The organism is Desulfosporosinus paludis (assembly GCF_045689965.1).
In the GTDB taxonomy this organism is placed as follows: domain Bacteria; phylum Bacillota; class Desulfitobacteriia; order Desulfitobacteriales; family Desulfitobacteriaceae; genus Desulfosporosinus; species Desulfosporosinus paludis.
Genome location: NZ_CP144211.1, coordinates 35,805 through 48,120, shown reverse-complemented (window position 1 = coordinate 48,120; position 12,316 = coordinate 35,805). Strand labels below are relative to the sequence as shown.

Genomic DNA, 12,316 nt, shown 5'->3' with positions numbered 1-12,316 from the left:
GCACTTAACTAATACGTTTCTGTTAATATTGGTAGTATTTGAAAGGACGTAATATAGATGAGTATTGATGAGTTCAGTAAAAGGATGAACACACGTTTAGGGAAAGAAAGCCTTACTTCACACCTTGAAAGTCTTTATGGTATTCATGTAGCCCAATTAGTAGAACTTGATCTGGGAGTTTTTCGCGCTGACCGGAACGACGGACCAAGCTGGGTCGCTCGGTTGTACAGCAAAGAAATGCCCCTTGAAAGAGTTCGAGGCGATGCCGAGATACTTCGTTTCTTAGAGCAGCAAAACTATCCAGCAGAACGCTGTGCCCACCCCGATGCAGTATTCATGCATGAAGAACAACCAGTCCTTGTAACTAATTTCGTCCAAGGAACTAAACCGAAGGGAACCGCAAAAGCCTTCTATTTTGCTGCAATCTTACTCGGTCATCTAAATACATTACCCGCTTCTTCAGAAGCTATGGCACGGAAGGGTGGAGCATGGCACCATCTCGCCGTTCAAGGGGGACCACGTGAAGAGATAGATGCAGCGCTTAAATTACTCATAGACTCGGAGCAAAGCGTACCAAAAGAGCAACGATCGCTCTTTGAATCATTACTCAACGAGCTGAAACAGATCGATGACTGTTGCGATATGCCACAGGCGTTTATCCATCCAGACTTTGTTCCGGCGAACATGATTAAAATTGACGTTGGCAATTGGGCGGTTGTGGATTGGGCTGGTGCTGGGCAAGGGCCACGGATCTGGTCTTTGGGCTTTCTCCTATGGGTTTCTGGCTGGAGGGAAGATCTACAATATATCGATGCCGTTGTAGCTGGCTACCGTAAGTATATCAATCTTAATTCAGACGAACGCACTCGGCTTTTTGGCGCAATACTGGCTCGACCAATAATTTTTGATTGTTGGTCTTTTTGTATGGGGCGAAAGAAGCTTCTTGAAGTAGTAAATGGATTATCGAAAACGCGAGAACTCGCAGAGAAAATCACAGGGCGTGCAATCCAGGCATTTGAGAACTACAAGGCTCCTTTTTTGCAATAGTTCACCACCCTCCTCCCACACTCCCGGCTGCCTATTCACCTTCTGTTATTGTGTCCAGGAATACCGCCGATTTGGGATTTTGGATTTGGTGTATCCTCAAACTCCTCATAGTGCTCTTAGCATGGCGATTTGCAACTAAAAATATATTAAAAAACTCTTGACTCCTACCTTAGGTAAGCCTTTATGATTTTCTTGAGGTGAGAAATAATGCTATATACAGTAAATGAAGTTGCAAATCTAACAGGGGTAACAGTAAAAGCTCTCTATCATTATCACAAAATCGGATTACTTGAACCCTGTGAGATTAGTGATGCTGGCTATCGTCTTTATAGCACAAATGAATTAGAACGGTTGCAACAAATACTATTCTACCGTGAACTTGATTTCTCCCTCAAAGATATTGAGAAGGCACTTGAGGACGAACCGGCCCGTCTATTGTGTTTAACTAATCAGTATGAACTGCTAATTGCGCGCAGGCAGCGACTCGACTGTGTGTTAAAAACTATAGAAAAGTCGATAGCCCTCACCAAGAAAGGAGAAACCATGGATAAAAACGCTATGTTTGAAGGTCTTAACCGGGATGAATGGGAAAATGCACTTTCAGAGCAAAATGAATATCTCAAAAATAAATATGGTGTCGATTTGTTGGCAAAGGATATTCCGGTTGATGATCTAAATGCAAAATCAACGGAGGCTAAGCATTTCTCAACCATATGTCTGATGCTTTAAAAAACCATTGGGCAGTAACAGACAAAAGATTGCATAGCCTGATAGATGCACATCTAAAGTTTCTTAATAATCACGGCACAACGATAGACGCAAAATCATTTGTTAATCAAACAAAATTCTTTTTACAGGATGAATTCCATAGGAATATGCTTGAAAATCAGCAAACTGGGCTAAGTTACTACTCGGATTTTACAACAGCATCACCTGGCTGAAGGGATCTATATGAGTTAATTAGATCGTTATAAGTAGGACTAGTAAAACACTATAGCTACCTGCCTTTGGATATAACCCACTAGAAATCCCATCAATAAAGTTAAATATATGGAATCTTACTTGATTTTTATTTGTGGAAATAATTCATTTATATTCTCAATGACATAACCTATAAGAAACTTACCAAAATAATCAAAAAACCTATCACAAAATTCAGTAAGTATCCTTTCTTCTTCATAACATGCTACAAGTTCAAATGTTTTATCTTTAGAATCCGGAAAATTATTATTGAAAGGTCTTACTAATTCTTCTAAGTCACCACCTTTTCTATCGTTTAAAAGTTTTGAAAAGGGTATTACTTGTTCAGAAGAGACAATACATCCTTCAAGGTCATCAAGGGTTACTCCTAATCCGTCTAATTTACAAGTGCTTAGATTCCAATGAAATCAATGGGTTGACTGTGGTTGAGGCTAAAGTACTGCTAGGCAAATGTCTCAATAACGGCTACTGGCTCAAAATCTTTAAGCTTGCAGACCTCTTTGAAATAGATCAGCAGGATGAATACATCTCGTGGCTCCTCAAATTCATCCACATGCTCAATGTCGATTTGTTTCCCTGCAAAGAATGTCTTCAGATCCAGGTCCTTGTTCTCTTCCTGCCCAATCAGGGCGCTGTATTCATCTACCAGCTTCTGCAATTTGTCTTGATTTTCAGCATTGGCCTCCACATTCGGAAAGCGGTAATTCCTGGAATTTTCCCGAAGCAAATCATCTCTTTGAGGGTTGATTCCGCTTTCGCTGCAGCCTCTTCTTCAGGTCTTAACATAATATATTTCTTCGACATCCTACTATCCCTTCCGGAAGCTGAGCCTCCATGATCTAAAATATCCTCCATATCCGATATACATTCGCGGTAATCCCGGCAGTTCCCTCCTTATTTTTATTTAGTTTCTCCCTGTGTATTCTGCCGGCCCAAACTGCCGCAAAAGTTTTGCCAGTAATGACAGATTTCAAGGCCAAAACTTAGGATATAGCAAGGATACGCCTAGAACAGTACGCCTTGCCGTATTTATTATAGGTAGTACATACATAAAACAATTTTCTACCACTCTTACTGACTGAGTCAATAGTAACAAGGTTTTTCCCGCATTCTCCACATTTCAAAAGGCCGGTATGCTTATAAATTGATTTGCTTTTAGCCCTTACCCCGTTCTCTACCCTTTTAACAAACATGGCATTGACAGCTTCAAATTCAGTCTTATCTATAATTGCTGGAATGAGCCCTTCATGTACAATTTGCTCTCAGGTGCTACCTTTATGATTTTCTTACCATTAATTTTGTTTCTTCTAGTTACCCCCCTTCGAATTGTCCCTATATACACATCGCCCTTCAGAATCCGTTTAACCGTGTCACTATACCAAAGATGTTTAAAATCCCACTCCTTTATCCAACCATATCCATACAATTTTTCTTTCCTTATAGCTGGTGTTTCTACATGATGCTCATTCATGTATTTGGCGATTTTGTTAAGTCCATTTCCTTCCGCATAAAGGCGAAAAAGAAGCCGCACTGTTTCAGCGGCTTCTTCATCAATGATGCATTTAGTTTTATCAGCAGGATCTTTCATATATCCAAAATGCGTGACATTAACCTCTCCATTTTTTCTGTTTAGTTCTCAGAGCAGCTTTCGTTTTCTTGCTGATATCCTTGACATAAAGTTCATTAAACCACGTCTGGATTTCACGAAAGTTTTCATCCATGTTTCCGCTTGATAAATGGATCTTAACCCCTTTGTCCTCAAGCTCTTCCATAAAGAAAAGGGTTTTGGCATTATACCTGCCAATTCTTGAGAGGTCTTTAACTATGAGTGTTTGAAGTTCACCGCTATCCACTAATTCTATTGGTTAATAATGTAAAACATCAGGCCTAGATAGCAACTTATCTCGGTCCTATTTCTGCTTTGAAAAATAATACCTTCATCCCTTGTATAAAGAAAAAACCCACCCAAGCATTTAAGCCTAGGAGGGTTTCTGCGTTTAACGGTCTACCAATTGCTGCGTGAACGTGGTTGATAGCACTCACGGCAGTAAACTGGTTTGTCACCAGAAGGTTGGAAAGGAACAGTTGTTTCTTTTCCACAAGTAGCACAGATGGCTGGGAACATTTCGCGTTGTTGACGACCATATCCGCCGCCACCGCCTTGATTTCTGTTTTGTGCTTTTTTCGCAGCACGGCACTCTGGGCAACGTCCAGGTTCATTAGTAAACCCTTTTTCAGCATAGAACTCTTGCTCAGACGCTGAAAATTCGAAATCCCGACCACAGTCTTTGCAATTAAGAATTTTGTCATTAAACATTATAAAAAACCTCCACTAAATATATTACCCGTGCTACATGGCAAGTTCACCAACTTTTCCCGGAGCCTTAGGCAATAGGGAAGGTTTGCTTAAATCCCACAAGTTTTAACGAGCATTAATTTAAGTATAATCGGGGAATATGTATATGTCAAATTTAATTAATACAATTGGAAATATCAACAAAATTTTAAAAGATCTAACGGGTCACCATGTTGAAGCCTGTAAACTGCCCCCCAGGACAAATACGCAGAATTCACATCGATATGAAATATAATTTGTTGGCTCATCACCCTTTGCGCAGAACGTTTGCATTAATTATATGCAAATATATGTTCTGTGTAAAGTTAATGCATTCTCCACATAATTGCATTGAGTTGTGCGAAGTTACAAATAACGAAGAGTTATTAACTAGTTCCGACAAAGATTACTATCCGGAAGCAGTTAATAACTCTTTTGTAAGAGTCCACGTTTCCCAAGGCTTGAGACCATTCCCGTATCAATGATTTTCGAAGCTATTAAACTCATCCGTTTTGAGCTCCATTGAAGCATAAACTTCGAAAATCGTTTGAACAATTGGGTCATTAATTTCAACAGCCCTTACTGACATTTTGGATACCCTTTTCTTAGCATTAAGAAAAAGTTCTACAAAAACACTCACTGATGGGACGTAACGAAACTATGGTTTTGCTCCGCCCCCTTCTTGTTTTAACTTATTAATCCTAGTTCCTTTTTTGTACGTTCTGCCATTCGTTTTAGCATTTTTTCTCTTTCGTCAGTAAATAACGGCCCATAAAACACTATCCCGTATTTCTCCAACATATTTGCTTGTATTGTTTTTTTTGTACGTCCTACTTCAGGGACATAGAGAGACTTCCTTTTGGTTTCATGGAATTTCTTGTGATGAGCGCTATCGATGAACACAGCAAGATTTGCGGTTCTATTGTCATCATTAACCTCGTTAAGATGGTGCAGAATCTCGGTTTCTAGTAATTTTCTTTTTAGGTGTCTCTCGATTATTAACCTGGGAATCTCCATTGTTTTATTTTCACTACTCGTGGAAATTCTATCACTCATATTTTAACTCCTCTCATAGTGGAGCCAACAAAAAAACAACAGACATTGGGATTCTGCTTTTGATTCCCGCCAGTCAAGTTGTTCATTAATTTAAAAAAATAAATTCAGTTGACTTGTCGACTTGTTTATTATAACATGATTAATTTATGATCACAATAAGAATTGTTGTTTTAGAAACCGAAATAATTATCCTTTTATTCTTATAATCTCCAAAATTTATTTGGCTTTCTTTTCCCCATCTTCTTCCGTTTAACAACTTAAAGACCTATAGGGAGTCAAAAAAGGTCCAGCTATAAAGCTGGATTTATTAGCTATTAACACCCATGACCCTTATGGGCAAAATGGTTATTTCTTTACCAAATTCAAGCAATGAAATAGAAAGGTTCTTCAACATAATTCTCAACATCAATATGTTATTTGGGCTTGTTCGCTGAGTCTAATGAAGAAGATATCGGAGCAATAACCTTTTTCTCAGCCTTCTTCTTCTTTTTTTCCTTGTTCTTAGGACTTTTATCTCCCATAGTAACTACCTCCAATCACTCATTAGCTTAAGTATACTCTCTTGCTGATATTACCGCCATTAGCCTCATAGCTGAAATAGCTCGTGAATTGCTTAACTTGCATTCTAATGGTCCATTACACAACTCTACCTCATTTTTGCTAGTTAGAGAAGAGTATTCCAGCCATATACAGCCAAGTGATTTCAAATACTTACCGTTTACATAGCTCTTTTAACGTGTTAAGGTGACTTGGTCACGGTAATATGACTATATAATTTTATTTTTCCGTACTCAACGGTACCTTAATTTTTCGTGCCTTTTCCGCCATGCTGCCGTAGGTACAGGGAATTGATCTTTTGGTGATTACTTTTTCACCTGTTTGAACAGCCAGTCCCGCACACCCTCAATTGTATAAGCATACTGCCAGGTATACCTATGATTACCATTCTTGAATACCGTATAATTAATGTTGCAGTCCTTAGCAAGCATATTGCTCACATCAGTTGCGAATTCTGCCGTACTTGATTGCGCAGACCAAGTCGCCTTACTAACGGTAGCTCCCTGCTTCTTCAAGGCTTCGGTTATGGCATCCATGCCTGGGTAAGCCTTGTTATCACCCTCGGAAACGATGATCCACAAGTTGTCTTTTGCCATCGGGGTTACCTTAGTCGCATCCCATTGACAGGCGACCAGCAACGATGCTGCAAACATATCCGGATACTTAATGTCCATCGCGATGGAAGTCATGCCGCCCATCGATTGGCCGGTGTTATAGAGTCGGTTGGGGTCGATGCTATATTGCTTCTCCAGATCTTTGACCAGATCCACTGTGATGTCCATTGGTTCGGAGGTCTGAGAATTGTCATCGGCGATAACGCTGGTGTACTGGGGTGCAAGTACAAAGCATTCATGCTTTGCCTGTTCCAAGGGAGTAGCCCAGATGACAGCACCTAAGCCTTGTGTTAGCGTACTTATGGGGTTGTTGCTGACAACGCCGGCATCATGCATGAACAGCACCAACGGATACTTCTTGGACGGGTCGTAATTCTTCGGCACATATAGGTTATACATTAATTTTTCATTATTATAGTTCGGATCCGTGTAAACGAGCTGCTTAAAGTCCTCCATCACCAGGTTGATGTCCTTGCTGTTCGTCATAACGCTGGCATCCGCTTTATAGGTTTGCCCATCCGCCGTTGTGATGTCGCCGCTCTGGATCACATTAACAGTCAAAGGTTTGCTTTCGGCTGAATCGGTTGCCGCGGAGCCCAAGCTGGGACCTCCGCCCGAGGGCGGGTTGGCACCCTGAGAAGCACCCTGCTGGGCATTGCCATTCTGGCCGTCACTGGCTCCATTGGCTGGGCCATTACCGGGCCCGTTCCCTGTATCAGGCGAAATAGCCGTTGAAAGCTCAATAATTACATACTTTCCGTTCACACCTTGGGATGCCTTTGCCGCCTCAGTATTGGCATACACCTTAGTTATTGTTTTCCCTTCGACTGAGTAGTCTGAAATCTTAAGCTTTGAATTGTCAATATTTTGGTCATATTCGACTGCCACAGCTGACACTTTTTGCCCGTTTCCAAATACTTCTGTGATCGCTGTGATACTTTTTATATGCTTTGAATTACTCGAGTCTATTGCATTTGTTTTAACATTTACGCTCCCACATCCTGCTAACGAGCTCATTAACATTATAAGCATTAGAAATACCACTAAGATTGATAATCTTCTCTTTTTCATTCGAATTTTTTCCTTCGTATCCTTAACATTTAAGTCTTGATTGTTATGTATTAGAAAACTACGGTTGCTCCTTATAGGCTGCTTCCCGATGAAGTTTGTACTACCAATTGGAGCAACCGTACATAGCTCCAAGCATTTCAGTTCATTTACTTTACAAACTCAGGTTCAGGTTTATATATAATTTCCTTTTCCTTTTTGGTGCTAAATGAAACATAAGCTACGAGAGCAAGAATGATTATTGTTGCTGCCAGACTTACCGGACCCGTTCCAAGCCCACGGTCGTGTGCCAACCAATCTGCAAAGGAGGCTCCAAGCGGTCTTGTAATGATATAGGCGAACCAGAAAGCAAATACTTCATTCATGCCAAACCATTTATAGGCTATAGCCGGAACAGCTATCAAGCCGATAAACATGAATCCGGATACCAGAGTTCCTAATTGGAGGCTCCAAGCGGTAAAATCACCCAGAGCAGTCCCAAGCATAAAGGTGGCAAGTACTGTTGCCCAGTAAAAAATTTCACGACGGAGTGTGTTGATATTATGTACATTCAGAGTTTTTTCCGTAACATACCAAGTTATTAGGACAATTGCCAAGATTGCCGCAAATACAGCAGATGTAATCATCAAAGAGCCCAAATGCACAGCATCCGCTGCAGCTGTACCAAAAACAGCTACTGCTGCAACATTTAACCAATATTTCCATGGTACATAACGTTTTGATCTGATCTGCAGTATCATCGTTATGATTAAAACCGCGCACATGATTCCCATGAATGGAGTAAAGGATATTGACATACCTGACTGAGGGCCTCCTGGTCCATTGCTCATTGCAAAGTTTGGGTGGAAGCCTATATTCGCTAGAGAACCAGCAGCATGATCCATTCCCTGAGGCGGTGCCCCATGTTGCTCACCCAGACTTGACAGAAAATCGGATGCTGCCTCACCCATAAAAGTGGACAACAGTTTAATAATCCAAAACATGACTGTAACTCCTGGAACCTTATTTAGGTCATACTGCGCTGAAGTCAATGTGTTTGATAAGGGTTTACTCATATTCATGCTTTCTTCCTTTCTTGTTTGACGTTATTTAATTTTTTTGCTTTGAATAATGCTATTATGAACGATGAATCTGTAGGAACAATGTATGCTATCTGAACATCAGGTGAACTTTAGCAGAATTTTAAATGAACACATAAATGAAAGCACAAGTATCAATCCGAAACGATTTAATACCTGTGCTTTGCTTATATCCCGTTATTGAATCGTTAAACTAAACCAGAAAGTGCTTCCTTTACCAACCTGCGATTCCACACCATAAAGGCCGCCGTGCAATTCAATGATTTTCTTAGCAATTGATAATCCCAGACCAGTACCGGTAATTGAACGTTTATGATGATTGTCTTCTTTATAGTACCTATCCCAGATATGCGGTAGATTTTCAAGTAAAATCCCATCACCAGTATCAATAACTTCTATCTTAACGCGGTCAATATCAATCGCTTGTTTAACGACAATACGTTTGTCTTTTCCAGTGTAATTGATCGCATTGATTAAGAAATTGTAAAACGCTTGGGTTAACTTTACCTCATCGGCATTAACGATTACTTCTTCATCATAAATAAATGAAATATTATAGCCGTCTCTTTTTACGAGTTCAGTGGTACGCTCGATCGTTGCCTTTAAACTTTGAGTAAGATTAAAGGCTGAAGTGTTCAACTCCTGTATTCCCGTTTCAAACTTAGAAATATCAAGCACGTCGTTGACTAACGTAGAAAGTCTTTGAGTTTCATCCATGATGGTTTGGGTTTGCTCTGGTGTTATTTCATCAGGAAAATCGTGCATCATTTCTGCGTAGCTATAAATTAGACTTAAAGGAGTTCGCAAGTCGTGAGAAATGTTAGCCATTAGTTCACGACGAAGGGATTCAACTTTGGAAAGTTCAGTCGCTGTAATATTTAATGTATCAGAAAGCTCAACGATCTCACGAAAACCCTTGCCGGAAAAATGAGTATCGCAATTTCCGTTCGCCAGCATCTTGGCGCTTTTATTGATCTCCTCAATAGGCCTCGAAACATGTCGGGCAATAAGAAATGCAAGAAATACAGCGAGAATCACCATAATGCCGGTAATAACCCAAAGCTGATACTGCAAAGTAGTTACCGTTGAGTTTACTGGAGAAATTATCGAACTCATAACAATGGCGACGGATTCACCCGAAGATGTTTTGACTATTTTTACATAATCAAGGGTTTTGTCAGGTTTTCCGTTACCCAGCGGCATTTTACCCACAAACCCATCTTTTTGATCAGAAGAATGTTGAGGATGGATCGACGTATATTGCAAATACACATTGTTATGATTCTTTGCCTGGAGAACCAAATCCATTTTGTTTTGCTCCGGTCCTTGATGCCCTTTATAATTACCTAGTGTATCTGTTGTATATAAGGCATTCCCATCCAAAGTCATAACGTCAATAGATTCAGCGCTGCTTTGAGATAATCTCGTAATTAGCTGCATGATCTTTGCGTTATTGATGTTATTTTGAATCATGCTTGCGTCACTTTTGATTTCCATGACCTTAATCTCACGATAGAAGGAATCTAATAGAATGGTTTGAAATAGCCAGAGGATTACAAGAAGCAGTGCGCAGAAGCCGAGTAAGAAGCCGAAAATCTTCCATTTTAGCTGCAGCTTACTTAGATTTAACTTCTTTTTTTCTTTCATAATCATCCCTCAAATCTATAGCCAACGCCACGGAGAGTTGTAATGAACCTTGCATAAGGCCCAAGTGTTTTGCGCAGCAGTTTCATATGGGTATCAATAGTCCTATCATCGCCATTGTAATCGTAACCCCATATTTCGGACAATAGATTTTCTCTTGGTACTACAATGTTTTTATTGCGAATAAGAAAGAATAGCAAATCGTATTCCTTTGGTGCCATATTCCTCAGCACGCCATCAACCGTCACTTTATATGCGGTCATATCAACTTCCAAACCTTCTTTGAGAAAAATAACGTGGTCATCCGAAGAGATCGTTTCCTGTTTACTTTTTTGTGTTCTTCTGAGAATCGCGTTAATACGCATCATTACTTCTTTAGAAGAAAAAGGTTTAACGACATAATCATCAACACCAACCTCGAAACCGAGAACCTTGTCGTATTCCTGACCACGAGCAGATAACATAATCACCGGAGTATCAGAAGTCTTTCGAATTTCCTTAACTGCAGAAAAGCCATCGAGTTCAGGCATCATGATATCCATAATGATGATATCAAACTCCTCTTTACGACAAGCTTCAACAGCCTCCATGCCATTACTGGCTTCTACAACCTCATATCCCTCAAAAATAGCATATCGTTTAATAACAGCTCTGAGTCCACTTTCATCATCACAAATTAGTATTTTCGCCATAATTCACTCCCCTAATTCGTATCTTAGCATTTAAGCGAAGTCGTTGTATATACCTATTCGTATTGTTAATCGAAGCAAATTGCTTCTTTAGGTTTTATCCTATAAATATAACTTCACAGACTGTTTTTTATATGTTGTGAATCTGTTTTTTAACTGAACTTCATTTCCAATGATTTAATCTAAGCCGATAAGGGAGCCCTCATCTCAACTCCAACCTTAAACACAAACTCCACCTCAACCATTGACTGAATCTTTACCTTCTCTATCAATCTCCTAAACAAATCCCCATCAAACTTATCAAGTAGCTTACCATCCCTAGCATCCAGATAGGCCTTGAACTCTTCTCTCTTTCTGTCCCTCCACGCCTTCTCAGTCTCATCACCCTTCAACCTTTGCTTATGGGCCTGCAACCTTTCAATCTCAGCAGTCAAACTCGAATATTCCTGATTATTCCGCACTACAGTCATCAACTCTTGCTGGAGTTCAGCTAACTTGACATCAATATCCTCATAACCACTCGCCGGACTACTAATCTCTACTAATAAATAAGCTTCCTTGTTTGCAATGACTCTCTTCATACACCGTATAAACGCCTGCTCTAAAACTTTCTCCTTAACATTCTTCATATCGCAAGCTTCGTTTCCACCCGTTTGATGGTTAATACATATCCAAACGACATGCTCATTTTTGCCTTTTCCCCATTTGGTACGCATTGGTTTTGCTGGAATAACTGTTACTATCGCCATTAATAAAACCTCCCTAGAAAATATCGTGGCCTCGCTTCAAGGTATAGGACTCCTCGAATGCAAGGCCATTTTTTAAATGGAATATCAATTTGGTTCGTTCCTTAACCACGATTTTCTCGACTATCTTCCTATATAAACCCTCATGGAATTCTGTGAGGTTGCCACCCTGAGCTGCGATAATTGCTTCAAGATCTAACGTTCTGGCCATTCTGGTATCTCCCTTAGTGATTTCAGCCATCCAATCGGATCGTTCCGTTTGTAGTTTGGTTAAATTTTTAACTAGTTCTTCGTGTTCCGATTTCACTAGATTGTGGTATGCATAACCTTTTTCTTCAATCAAAAAGAGCGCCCGTTCCTGTTTGATGAGTTTCTCAATTTCCTCATCCAACTTCGCGATGCGCTCATTATCTAACTCGGTTAACTTTTCTCTTTCCAGTTGAACCTTATACTCTCCCAGCAGCTTGGCCCGATCAGTATAAAGCCGGTTAAACATCCT

At 40.1% G+C, this 12,316-nt stretch carries 13 protein-coding genes and 3 pseudogenes; 2 read left to right on the top strand and 14 right to left on the bottom strand.

The features are described from left to right. Positions 1-57: 57 nt before the first annotated feature. Positions 58-1,047, top strand: coding sequence for a phosphotransferase enzyme family protein (locus VZF35_RS00215; protein WP_407309884.1), 990 nt, complete (start codon positions 58-60; stop codon positions 1,045-1,047). A 207-nt stretch (positions 1,048-1,254) separates the two neighbouring features. Continuing rightward, positions 1,255-1,988: pseudogene (locus tag VZF35_RS00210) on the top strand (MerR family transcriptional regulator). Between the two features lie 482 nt (positions 1,989-2,470). On the opposite strand, the pseudogene VZF35_RS00205 reads toward VZF35_RS00210, so the two are convergent. From VZF35_RS00205 to VZF35_RS00140, 14 genes and pseudogenes are all read right to left on the bottom strand, one after another. After that, positions 2,471-2,832: pseudogene (locus VZF35_RS00205) on the bottom strand (hypothetical protein). A 179-nt stretch (positions 2,833-3,011) separates the two neighbouring features. Then, positions 3,012-3,221 carry a recombinase zinc beta ribbon domain-containing protein gene (locus tag VZF35_RS00200; protein ID WP_407309882.1) on the bottom strand — a complete coding sequence of 70 codons (210 nt, stop codon included), beginning with the start codon at positions 3,219-3,221 and terminating at the stop codon, positions 3,012-3,014. Positions 3,222-3,250: 29 nt separating this feature from the next. After that, positions 3,251-3,616 carry a recombinase family protein gene (locus tag VZF35_RS00195; RefSeq protein WP_407309880.1) on the bottom strand — a complete coding sequence of 122 codons (366 nt, stop codon included), beginning with the start codon at positions 3,614-3,616 and terminating at the stop codon, positions 3,251-3,253. A gap of 19 nt (positions 3,617-3,635) precedes the next feature. Further along, complete coding sequence (locus tag VZF35_RS00190) at positions 3,636-3,881, bottom strand: recombinase family protein (RefSeq protein WP_407309878.1); 246 nt, start codon at positions 3,879-3,881, stop codon at positions 3,636-3,638. Between the two features lie 152 nt (positions 3,882-4,033). Further along, positions 4,034-4,345: a zinc-ribbon domain containing protein gene (locus VZF35_RS00185; RefSeq protein ID WP_407309877.1), complete on the bottom strand. Its 312-nt coding sequence runs from the start codon at positions 4,343-4,345 to the stop codon at positions 4,034-4,036. A 191-nt stretch (positions 4,346-4,536) separates the two neighbouring features. Next, positions 4,537-4,632 (bottom strand): annotated as a pseudogene (locus VZF35_RS00180) (DNA polymerase IV); the annotation flags it as partial. 209 nt (positions 4,633-4,841) lie between these two features. Continuing rightward, positions 4,842-5,003, bottom strand: a complete 162-nt coding sequence (locus VZF35_RS00175) for a hypothetical protein (protein WP_407309875.1) — start codon at positions 5,001-5,003, stop codon at positions 4,842-4,844. A gap of 47 nt (positions 5,004-5,050) precedes the next feature. Then, positions 5,051-5,419, bottom strand: coding sequence for a hypothetical protein (locus tag VZF35_RS00170; RefSeq protein ID WP_407309873.1), 369 nt, complete (start codon positions 5,417-5,419; stop codon positions 5,051-5,053). Positions 5,420-6,282: 863 nt separating this feature from the next. Continuing rightward, positions 6,283-7,794: an alpha/beta hydrolase-fold protein gene (locus tag VZF35_RS00165; protein WP_407309871.1), complete on the bottom strand. Its 1,512-nt coding sequence runs from the start codon at positions 7,792-7,794 to the stop codon at positions 6,283-6,285. Positions 7,795-7,808: 14 nt separating this feature from the next. Further along, the gene (locus VZF35_RS00160; RefSeq protein WP_407309869.1) at positions 7,809-8,642 is read right to left on the bottom strand and encodes a hypothetical protein; all 834 of its coding nucleotides are present in this window, start codon (positions 8,640-8,642) and stop codon (positions 7,809-7,811) included. 273 nt (positions 8,643-8,915) lie between these two features. Then, on the bottom strand, positions 8,916-10,385 hold the full coding sequence (locus VZF35_RS00155) for an ATP-binding protein (RefSeq protein WP_407309867.1): 1,470 nt from the start codon (positions 10,383-10,385) through the stop codon (positions 8,916-8,918). 2 nt (positions 10,386-10,387) lie between these two features. Next, positions 10,388-11,074, bottom strand: coding sequence for a response regulator transcription factor (locus VZF35_RS00150; protein ID WP_407309865.1), 687 nt, complete (start codon positions 11,072-11,074; stop codon positions 10,388-10,390). A gap of 179 nt (positions 11,075-11,253) precedes the next feature. Continuing rightward, a complete protein-coding gene (locus VZF35_RS00145) occupies positions 11,254-11,820 on the bottom strand; it encodes a zinc ribbon domain-containing protein (RefSeq protein ID WP_407309863.1) in 567 nt (188 codons plus the stop codon). 13 nt (positions 11,821-11,833) lie between these two features. Further along, positions 11,834-12,313: a hypothetical protein gene (locus VZF35_RS00140; RefSeq protein WP_407309861.1), complete on the bottom strand. Its 480-nt coding sequence runs from the start codon at positions 12,311-12,313 to the stop codon at positions 11,834-11,836. Positions 12,314-12,316 lie beyond the last annotated feature (3 nt).

Excerpts from the sequence above, each read along its gene's own strand:
- VZF35_RS00215 (WP_407309884.1), top strand. The coding sequence starts at position 58 with ATGAGTATTGATGAGTTCAGTAAAAGGATGAACACACGTTTAGGGAAA.
- VZF35_RS00200 (WP_407309882.1), bottom strand. The coding sequence starts at position 3,221 with ATGTTTGTTAAAAGGGTAGAGAACGGGGTAAGGGCTAAAAGCAAATCA.
- VZF35_RS00195 (WP_407309880.1), bottom strand. The coding sequence starts at position 3,616 with ATGAAAGATCCTGCTGATAAAACTAAATGCATCATTGATGAAGAAGCC.
- VZF35_RS00185 (WP_407309877.1), bottom strand. The coding sequence starts at position 4,345 with ATGTTTAATGACAAAATTCTTAATTGCAAAGACTGTGGTCGGGATTTC.
- VZF35_RS00170 (WP_407309873.1), bottom strand. The coding sequence starts at position 5,419 with ATGAGTGATAGAATTTCCACGAGTAGTGAAAATAAAACAATGGAGATT.
- VZF35_RS00160 (WP_407309869.1), bottom strand. The coding sequence starts at position 8,642 with ATGTTTTGGATTATTAAACTGTTGTCCACTTTTATGGGTGAGGCAGCA.
- VZF35_RS00155 (WP_407309867.1), bottom strand. The coding sequence starts at position 10,385 with ATGAAAGAAAAAAAGAAGTTAAATCTAAGTAAGCTGCAGCTAAAATGG.
- VZF35_RS00150 (WP_407309865.1), bottom strand. The coding sequence starts at position 11,074 with ATGGCGAAAATACTAATTTGTGATGATGAAAGTGGACTCAGAGCTGTT.
- VZF35_RS00145 (WP_407309863.1), bottom strand. The coding sequence starts at position 11,820 with ATGGCGATAGTAACAGTTATTCCAGCAAAACCAATGCGTACCAAATGG.
- VZF35_RS00140 (WP_407309861.1), bottom strand. The coding sequence starts at position 12,313 with ATGTTTAACCGGCTTTATACTGATCGGGCCAAGCTGCTGGGAGAGTAT.